The following is a 5,967-nucleotide window of genomic DNA, read 5'->3' as shown; positions in this document are numbered from 1 at the left end:
GATACAAGTTGTACGCATAGAAAATCAGAGGCTTACAGCGTTTCTGTCCGTTGCCACTAAGACCGCAATATTTTCGCCACTGGACTCTATCTACCTGTTTCTAAAAAGATATGCTTCCACTGGAAATCCAAGAGACCCGGGAGAAACGCGAAATCAGGATAAGGGGCAAAGGATTAGGGGCCAAGCTGAATTAAATGTGAAGGCGGAAGAGAATGTAATTGAGCCTGGTCCATTATCTTCTTTCACAACCTCTCAGACCACTTGCTCGCTCAGTCGAGCACCTGCGCAATGCTGTCCGCCGTCAGGATGCGCTCCGACCAGATCCGCAGGTCGTCGCTGCCGGCGGTCTCCACCCGGCCGCGACAGCGCTGCGCAACGTCCGCGCCGAACCTTTTCTCGATCAGCCACAGGAGCAATGCGGCCTCGCCTTGCTGGACCCCCTGCTGGCGCCCCCGCCGAAGGCCCTTCTTGATTCCCGCACGTTCGACAGTCGTGATATAGGGCATCTGCTTGCTCGCCTCCAAGTCATAGAGGTCTTTGCGAAAGGCGGCCTCGGCCTCCGCAGGCAGCCGGATCATCCAGTCCGATCCTTATGGTGTCGCGCTCTTGGGCGCTCGGCGCCCCCGAGCTTGCGGACAACTCCGACGGCGCGCGGCCGGAAAGGGCGCGGCGCCGAGCGCCGAAGAGTGCGTAGCACCGCGGAGCGGTGCTACGCGTGCGGAAATCGGGGACATGCCCCCCGGCGGAGAGTCCTTTACGCCGCCGCCTCGATGAGCACCTCAGGATGACGCTCCGCGATCTTCAGGAGCTGCTTTGCGGCACCGGACGGTTCCCGACGCCCTTGCTCCCACTGTTCCAGCGTGCGCTTGGAAACCCCCAGCGCGGCGGCAAACTGTGCCTGCGATAGTCCACTCTTCAAGCGCACCCGAACGACCTGGGACTTGGCTTCCACTGTCGTGCGGTTCCCTCCGCCAGCCTTGATCTCGCGCACCCCGTCCAGGACTTCTTGCCACAGGTCCCGTTCGGCCTCGAAAGTGGCCAACGCCTCTTCGGTCAGCTTCTTACCCATCTCGAACTGCCTCCAACAACTGCTTGAGAATATGCGCAGGAACGTCCTCTTCAGATCGGGATCTCGATCCAACTCGCCTCCCGCTCCGGAGTTCGCGGTCTGCCCTGCACCGTGGCGGATCGCCGGGCGGGCAGGCGCCCGACCTCGGGTTTCAAACCGTGCGCCGGATTCCGGCAGATGGAGGGCGCGCCGACATCGGCCTTCCCTACCACTAGACCGAAGCGTCCTCGCCCGTCAAGGCAGCGGACAGATCCGTGAGGGAGAAACCCCCGCCATTGAACTGCAGCGGCTCGCCGCGTTGCTTGGCAAGGGCGTAGGGAAAGCAGTCGCCGAAATTGAGCCCGGCAGGATGGCTTCCCTTGCCAAAGTGGCGCCATGCCTCGTACGCAACGCGGGCCAGATCGGCATCGCAGGGGACGACCTCGACGGCCAGGCGGCTCAACAACTCGGCGAGGTCGGCCTGGCCCAAATCTCCGCGACGGGCCGTAATGACCTGCATGGACTCAACCCAAGTGGGCGCCGCCATTCGCAAGCGGGTGGCCGACTCCAGCGCCTGGGCATAGACCAGCGCGTCATCTTCGGAGTTCACCCAGACCGGCGCCATCGAGGTCAGCGCGCCGCTGGCCCCGGGCAGCCGCGTGCCCATCTGCCTGCCGCACGGCAGCGCTCTCGGCGTAAGCTAGGGACCCGCCACTCAGCGCCGAGCCCAGCCATGACCCTCAGCCTCATCCTGTGCGACGACCACACCCTGTTTCGCGACGGGCTGGCGGCCCTGATTGCCCGCGAGCCCGGTTGGCGGGTCCTGGCCCAGGCCGCCGACGGGGCCGAGGCCGTACGCCTGGCTACCGAGCTCACGCCCGACGTGGCGGTGCTCGACGTGGCCATGCCGGGCATGAGCGGAATCGACGCGGCGGAACTGATCCGCGTCGGCTCGCCGGCCACCTGTATCGTCGCCGTCTCCATGTACGCCGATGCCCACTATCTGCAACGCATGATGACGGCCGGGGCCAGGGCCTATGTCTTGAAGAACGAGGCCGGCGCCGACCTGATCCAGGCGATCCGCGCCGCCGTCGCCGGGGACAACTTCATCAGCCCCGCCCTGGCCCAGGCGGGTACGGCGGCGGCGCAGCGCAACGCGGACCTGGACCAGGCGCTGCTGACCAAGCGCGAGCGGGAGGTGCTGCGGCTCATGGCCCTGGGTTGGCGCACCAAAGAGATCGCCGAAACCCTGGGCATCAGCGCCAAGACGGTGGAGACCTACCGCGCCCGGATCATGATGAAGCTGCGGATCGACACGCTGGCCGGCCTGGTGCGCTTCGCCATCCGGGCGGGGCTGACCCCGGTCGAGTAAGCCCTGGCTAACGCTCCCGCGGCGGGGATCGCGGCGCTGTCAGGGTCGAAGCTGTGTCTTTCCAGCGGCGGCTTTGCGATGAATTCCTGGTTAGAGCACCACCAGATTGTCCCGGTGGATCAGCTCCAGCGCATCGACATAGCCCAGAATCGCCTCGTGCCGGCTGGTGGGCTCCCCGCGGATACGCCGGGCCTCATCCACGTCGTAATTCACCAGCCCGCGGGCGACTTCACGACCATTCTCATCCGCGCAGGCCACCACCTCGCCCCGGTTGAACGTCCCCTCGACCGCCTTGACACCCACGGCCAGCAGGCTGGTGCCCTTCTCGCGCAAGGCGCGCACCGCACCCGCGTCCAGGATCAAGCGGCCGCGGACCTGGAGGTGCCCGGCCAACCATTGTTTGCGCGCCGCCTGCGGCCCCTGCGCCGGCACCAGCAGGGTGCCCACCGCCTCGCCGGCGCCGATGCGGGTCAGCACGCCCTCACCGCGACCCGGGGCAATGATGGTGGCCGCCCCCGAGCGGGCCGCGAGCCGCGCCGCCCGCACCTTCGTCACCATGCCGCCGGTGCCGAATCCGGTCACGCTCCCACCGGCCACCAGGTCCAGTTGCGGGTCGTCCACGTGGGTCTCGCCGATCAGCCGGGCGGCCGGGTCGCGGCGCGGGTCACGGTCGAAGAGCCCATCCTGGTCGGTCAGCAGGATCAGCAGGTCGGCCTCGATCAGGTTGGCCACCAGGGCCGCCAGGGTGTCGTTGTCGCCGAAGCGCAGCTCATCGGTGGCCACCGTGTCATTCTCGTTGATGACCGGGATCGCCTTGAGCCCCAACAGGGTGCGCAGGGTACTGCGCGCATTGAGGTAGCGGGCGCGGTGGGCGAGGTCGTCGCGGGTCAGCAGCACCTGGGCGGTATGCAGACCGAAGGTCTCGAAACAGGCCTCATAGGCCCGCACCAGACCCATCTGGCCGATGGCGGCGGCGGCCTGGAGCTCATGCAGCGCCTTGGGCCGCTGGGGCCAGCCCATGCGGACCATGCCCTCGGCCACCGCGCCGGAGGAGACCAGTACCACGTCGTGGCCGGCCGCGCGGCGCGCCGCAAGCTGTTCCACCCAGGGCATGAGCAGCCCCCGGGTGAGCCCCTGACCGTCGCGGGTCAGGAGCGCGCTGCCGATCTTGACGACCCATCGGCGGGTGGTAGGAATCGTATCGCGGGAGATCACGTCGAGTGCTCCTAGAGGTGTTGGTTTACCCCAGCAAGAGTCTTGTCCGCAAATGAACGCAAATGAACGCAAATCAGACAAAGGCTTGGCGTCTGCGTCATCGTCACCCACCGGGCCAGCGCAGTCAGCCAATACACGCCATTGATTAGAATATGCTTTATCTGCTATCGGCGTACCGACTGCTAGTTCCGGGCTGACGGCGGGTAGCGCTCTACCCGCTTTTCTTATTTGCGTTCATTGGCGTTCATTGGCGGACGAATCCCATTCGCTCAATCGAGCGGATGCCACTCGCTCGTGTCCGGCTCGTCGGGCGAGTGGGTCTCGCCGGACTCGACCTTGAGGCTCTCCAGCCGCCGCATCAGGTCCTCCATGAGCGTGGCGGTACCGGCGCCGGTCAGGGCCGAGCACTCATAAACCGGGGCCTGCCAGCCCAGCGCCGCCACCACCTGGTCGCGTTGTTGCTGCGCCGCCGCGGGGTCGAGCAGGTCGGACTTGTTCAGCACCAACCAACGCTCCTTGTCGGTGAGCTCACCGCCGAAGGCCGCCAGCTCCGCCTCGATCTTGCGCACCTGGTCGGCCGGGTCCTCGTCCTCGCCCAGGGGTGCCATGTCCACCAGGTGCAGGAGCAGACGGGTGCGCGAGAGGTGCTTGAGGAACTGGATGCCGAGCCCGGCACCGTCGGCCGCCCCCTCGATCACCCCGGGGATGTCGGCGATCACGAAGCTGCGGCGGTGCCCGAGACTGACCACACCAAGATTCGGATACAGGGTGGTGAACGGATAGTCCGCCACCTTGGGCCGCGCGCTGGAGACCTGACGGATCAGGGACGACTTACCGGCATTGGGGAACCCCAGCAGGCCCACGTCGGCCAACAGGATCAACTCCAGACGCAGGTCACGCCGCTCCCCCGGGGAGCCGGGCGAGAACTGACGGGGGGCGCGATTGGTGCTGGACTTGTAACGGGCGTTGCCGATGCCGTGGAAACCACCCTGGGCGACCAGCAGGCGCTCACCGTTGGTCAGGAGTTCACCGAGCCACTCGCCGGTCTCATGGTCGAAGACGCGGGTCCCCACCGGCACCCGCAGCAGCAGGTCGCGTCCGCCGCGCCCGCGCATGTCCTTGCCCATCCCCTTGTGGCCGGACTCGGCGCGATGAATGCGCTGGAAGCGAAAATCGACCAGGGTATTGAGGTTGTTGTCCGCCAGCAGGGTAATGCTGCCGCCGTCACCGCCGTCACCGCCGTCCGGGCCGCCTTTCGGGATATATTTTTCGCGGCGAAAGCTCACGCAACCGCTGCCACCATCGCCGGCCTCGACCCGGATGAATGCCTCGTCTACAAATTTCATGACGTTGTCCGCGGCCTTGGGCCAAAATGCAAAGAGCCCCGTCCAGTGGACGAGGCTCTTGTGCAGACGCCTGCGCGATCACCCGCCACCGCACCCGCGCCCACCGCCATCCACTGGGGGGGCCGGGGACGGCAGCCGGGGAACTGCGATCAGGCCGTCTCGACAGTGACGAACTTCCGATTCTTGGGTCCCTTGATCAGGAACCGCACCACGCCATCCGCCAGGGCGAACAGTGTATGATCCTTGCCCACCCCGACATTGACGCCGTTATGGACCGGCGTGCCGCGCTGCCGGACGATGATGCTGCCCGCGGTCACTTTTTGACCGCCGAAGATCTTGACGCCGAGCCGCTTTGACTCTGAATCGCGACCGTTGCGTGAGCTGCCGCCTGCCTTTTTATGTGCCATGGAAGTCTCCCGATCAGCCGGCGCTGATGCCGGTAATCTTAAGCTCAGTGAACCACTGGCGGTGGCCCTGGCGCTTCAAGTGATGCTTACGACGCCGGAACTTGATGATGTGGACCTTGGCCAGGCGCCCGTGGGCCTGGACCGTCGCCGTCACCTTGCCGCCGTCGATGTAGGGCCGACCGACCGTCACGGCATCGCCGTCGGCAATCATCAGCACCCGATCGAGCTCGATGTCGGCACCTGCCTCGGCAACGAGTTTCTCGACCTTGAGGGTATCCCCCTCGGACACCCGGTATTGCTTGCCACCGGTTTGAATCACCGCGTACATGTCTTGAAATTCCCCAAGGCTAACTCGACCACCGATGCTCCGCGGCCGGATGTAAAGACCCAGCAGAATAACCCTGCGCAGACCGTCCGTCAACCCGTGACAGAACATCACTCAGGGCGGAACCGTTCTAGCCAGGACTCTCTGTTGCAACCGGCGGTTGTCCGCAACACTGGACAACGCCAGGTGGCCCGGGTATAAAGCACGTCGGTCCCCTTACTGTCCGAGGCCCCGTGCGTGAACCTTCGTGAGGT

8 protein-coding genes are annotated in these 5,967 nt (G+C 65.7%); 1 reads left to right on the top strand and 7 read right to left on the bottom strand.

Annotated features, from left to right (window positions below):
* Positions 1-269 precede the first annotated feature (269 nt).
* The 3 genes from QZX93_RS25785 to QZX93_RS25775 all read right to left on the bottom strand — a co-directional run bounded on the left by QZX93_RS25785 (position 270) and on the right by QZX93_RS25775 (position 1,715).
* The gene (locus tag QZX93_RS25785; protein WP_295390925.1) at positions 270-578 is read right to left on the bottom strand and encodes a transposase; all 309 of its coding nucleotides are present in this window, start codon (positions 576-578) and stop codon (positions 270-272) included.
* A 176-nt stretch (positions 579-754) separates the two neighbouring features.
* On the bottom strand, positions 755-1,069 hold the full coding sequence (locus QZX93_RS25780; RefSeq protein ID WP_295390923.1) for a helix-turn-helix domain-containing protein: 315 nt from the start codon (positions 1,067-1,069) through the stop codon (positions 755-757).
* A 211-nt stretch (positions 1,070-1,280) separates the two neighbouring features.
* On the bottom strand, positions 1,281-1,715 hold the full coding sequence (locus QZX93_RS25775) for a type II toxin-antitoxin system VapC family toxin (protein ID WP_295390921.1): 435 nt from the start codon (positions 1,713-1,715) through the stop codon (positions 1,281-1,283).
* Positions 1,716-1,781: 66 nt separating this feature from the next.
* Here QZX93_RS25775 and QZX93_RS25770 point away from each other — a divergent pair, with 66 nt between their 5' ends.
* A complete protein-coding gene (locus QZX93_RS25770) occupies positions 1,782-2,420 on the top strand; it encodes a response regulator transcription factor (protein WP_295390919.1) in 639 nt (212 codons plus the stop codon).
* A gap of 90 nt (positions 2,421-2,510) precedes the next feature.
* Here QZX93_RS25770 and proB read toward each other — a convergent pair whose 3' ends face one another.
* The 4 genes from proB to rplU all read right to left on the bottom strand — a co-directional run bounded on the left by proB (position 2,511) and on the right by rplU (position 5,716).
* The gene (gene proB / locus QZX93_RS25765; RefSeq protein ID WP_295390917.1) at positions 2,511-3,635 is read right to left on the bottom strand and encodes a glutamate 5-kinase; all 1,125 of its coding nucleotides are present in this window, start codon (positions 3,633-3,635) and stop codon (positions 2,511-2,513) included.
* Positions 3,636-3,904: 269 nt separating this feature from the next.
* On the bottom strand, positions 3,905-4,981 hold the full coding sequence (cgtA, locus tag QZX93_RS25760; RefSeq protein WP_295390915.1) for an Obg family GTPase CgtA: 1,077 nt from the start codon (positions 4,979-4,981) through the stop codon (positions 3,905-3,907).
* A 149-nt stretch (positions 4,982-5,130) separates the two neighbouring features.
* Complete coding sequence (gene rpmA / locus QZX93_RS25755; protein ID WP_295390913.1) at positions 5,131-5,388, bottom strand: 50S ribosomal protein L27; 258 nt, start codon at positions 5,386-5,388, stop codon at positions 5,131-5,133.
* A 13-nt stretch (positions 5,389-5,401) separates the two neighbouring features.
* Positions 5,402-5,716 carry a 50S ribosomal protein L21 gene (gene rplU / locus QZX93_RS25750; protein ID WP_295390912.1) on the bottom strand — a complete coding sequence of 105 codons (315 nt, stop codon included), beginning with the start codon at positions 5,714-5,716 and terminating at the stop codon, positions 5,402-5,404.
* Positions 5,717-5,967 lie beyond the last annotated feature (251 nt).

This window comes from uncultured Thiodictyon sp. (genome assembly GCF_903946935.1).
In the GTDB taxonomy this organism is placed as follows: domain Bacteria; phylum Pseudomonadota; class Gammaproteobacteria; order Chromatiales; family Chromatiaceae; genus Thiodictyon.
Note: the sequence above shows the minus strand (reverse complement) of the source record. Positions and strands in the feature narration are given on the sequence as shown.

Coding starts and splice junctions, on each gene's coding strand:
- QZX93_RS25785 (WP_295390925.1), bottom strand. CDS start 578: ATGATCCGGCTGCCTGCGGAGGCCGAGGCCGCCTTTCGCAAAGACCTC.
- QZX93_RS25780 (WP_295390923.1), bottom strand. CDS start 1,069: ATGGGTAAGAAGCTGACCGAAGAGGCGTTGGCCACTTTCGAGGCCGAA.
- QZX93_RS25775 (WP_295390921.1), bottom strand. CDS start 1,715: ATGGGCACGCGGCTGCCCGGGGCCAGCGGCGCGCTGACCTCGATGGCG.
- QZX93_RS25770 (WP_295390919.1), top strand. CDS start 1,782: ATGACCCTCAGCCTCATCCTGTGCGACGACCACACCCTGTTTCGCGAC.
- cgtA (WP_295390915.1), bottom strand. CDS start 4,981: ATGAAATTTGTAGACGAGGCATTCATCCGGGTCGAGGCCGGCGATGGT.
- rpmA (WP_295390913.1), bottom strand. CDS start 5,388: ATGGCACATAAAAAGGCAGGCGGCAGCTCACGCAACGGTCGCGATTCA.
- rplU (WP_295390912.1), bottom strand. CDS start 5,716: ATGTACGCGGTGATTCAAACCGGTGGCAAGCAATACCGGGTGTCCGAG.